We start from the raw sequence: 2,176 nt of genomic DNA on the forward strand, positions 1-2,176 counted from the left end.
TTTGTAGATACAGCTATAGACCTTGCAGATTTAAGAGCTAACTCATTTGATATGGAGGGCTTTGATCGTGTTGCGATTTATCTACCTACAAAAGTAGAAAATCAATTAGATCGAGTGTTTTATCAATCTATTAAGAAAACCGGAATGTCGTTTTCCATAGATTCATTATCTTTCTTTCCATTTCTTGCTTATCTATTTGGAGTACTAGGTTCAGTCTGGTTTGTTTTCATGTGTATGTATTCATGTGGAATCATGATTGAGGACTTCCAACATACATCTTTAATTAAGGGATATCCAATCACGTTTGATAAGTATGTAATAGCTAAATGTATCTCATTAATGCTCATAGTAGGAATATTTCTTCTAGAGTTATTTGTTTGCAGTCTACCGTTAATTTATTTTAAGGGATTTGGTAACCCTTCCTTCCCGATTGCTATCTTTGATGGTATTTTTGAAGTTTATCCAATATACCAATACCTAGGTATATCTATACTTTATATGATTTTGATTTCCATTTTTACAATACTATTATCAATAATATTAAATGTTTTATTGAAGAATATGTATTTGACGCTTTTTGTGCAATTATTATTGTATATTTTCCCTATATTATTTCCAAACATGATGAACCTTGTACCGTTTAATCCATTTAATTATTTGAATTTTCCGGGTATTTTGAATGGACAGTCTCTTGTCCTGGCAAACCCAGTCGTCCTAAATAGCACACATGTTCTTATCTATATCGGGATTAGTATTGCCATAATGGTAGTCGCTGTAAAGTACTTCTTGACTACTGGGAAACTTAAAAAGATATAGGGGAGTGAGGAATGTTGGCGTATTTCAAGTTCGAATTTTTTCAATTTATTAGCAATAAGAAAAATATTGCAATTTATGTCATTTTACTTTTTTTCTCATGTTATTATGCACTAATAATTGCTCCAACATATAACCCTATTGAAAAAGTAGATGAAAGTGAAATTGAAGCACGGTATCTAACAAGGGAGGAATTTCTAAATAATGTTGAGATTAGTGCAGGAACACATTTCTTAACTTTTTTTGCTGTAGAAATTTACCCAGAATGGAATGAATATGATAAGGGACGATTAGAAGCTATAAAACATCACAATCTGAAAGAGTATGCTGAGGCTACTTCTAAGTGGTATGAGTACGCTGATAAGATGATTTTTTACAGGGGAATGGGTGTCCTATTTTATAATCCGGGGTATTACACATTTGGAAATAATTATGCACCGATGGACGGACACTATGCCTATTTATATTCTGCAAGTCGATACGAAGGATATACAGAAGGGAAATCGAGTTTATCTGTAAATATTTTCGAAGAAAGGACAGCCTTACAAACATTGCAACGTCTGTTACACTCTAACCTTCCGCTAATTCTCATTGTTAGCTGTATATTCTTCACGGTGGATATCGTGTTGAAGGATCGCCGGAATCCAACACTTTTACAAGGTTTACCACTTTCAATTTGGAGAAAGTTGCTTGTAAAAGGAGGAGTTGCCTTACTAGGTACCATCCTATCAATTATTCCACTCTCTGTTGGTTTATTGATAATTGGTGGGCGAAATGGATTTGGAGATTTTGATTTACCTGTTCCGATATATTCTGCTGATGAAAAATTATTTTCAAATATAATGCTATGGGAATATCTAATACAAAACATGCTCTTTATGGTTTTCTGGTTTTTATTCATCATTTCATTACTACTTCTTGTGAGTGTAATGTTAAAAAATGAGTTTGCAAATTTATTGGTAGGTAGTGTGTTTGTTATTGCTGAATTTATCTATTTTGATAGAGGGAATGGGACGGTCTGGAATATTCAGTGGACTCCAACGAGCTATGTTCAAGTTGGGCAAATTATCTCGGGGTATCGGAACTATCTTTATAATTCCAAAGCACTCACATTTGAAGGCGGACTCTCCGTATTAGGATTGTGTACGTGTATTTTTCTGTTATCGACTTTCTTGATTAGTAATCAAAGAAAGTTTAGGCTACTTTAGTTTGATAGAGATGGAGTGAAGATATGATTGAATTAAAAAATATTGGTGTTCACTTTTCAAGTAGAGTCATTTTAAAAGATGTTTCGGTGATTTTCAATCCGGGAGAAATTATTGGTTTGGTGGCTCCGAATGGGACTGGAAAGTCAACACTTATG

At 33.5% G+C, this 2,176-nt stretch carries 3 protein-coding genes; all 3 read left to right on the forward strand.

Annotated elements, in window-relative coordinates; genetic code table 11:
- Positions 1–816: ABC transporter (locus AC1DSB_RS18425; protein WP_477587319.1), on the forward strand; the 816-nt coding region annotated here is incomplete at its 5' end.
- Between the two features lie 11 nt (positions 817–827).
- Positions 828–2,021, forward strand: coding sequence for an ABC transporter permease (locus AC1DSB_RS18430; protein WP_477533128.1), 1,194 nt, complete (start codon positions 828–830; stop codon positions 2,019–2,021).
- Between the two features lie 23 nt (positions 2,022–2,044).
- Positions 2,045–2,176 (forward strand): ATP-binding cassette domain-containing protein (locus tag AC1DSB_RS18435; RefSeq protein ID WP_477587320.1); only part of this gene is annotated, 132 nt, incomplete at its 3' end.

It is taken from the genome of Paenisporosarcina sp. P4_E4_2 (genome assembly GCF_056401595.1).

What these genes read in the sequence shown, in the direction of transcription:
- AC1DSB_RS18430 (WP_477533128.1), top strand. Translation starts at nt 828, where the DNA reads ATGTTGGCGTATTTCAAGTTCGAATTTTTTCAATTTATTAGCAATAAG.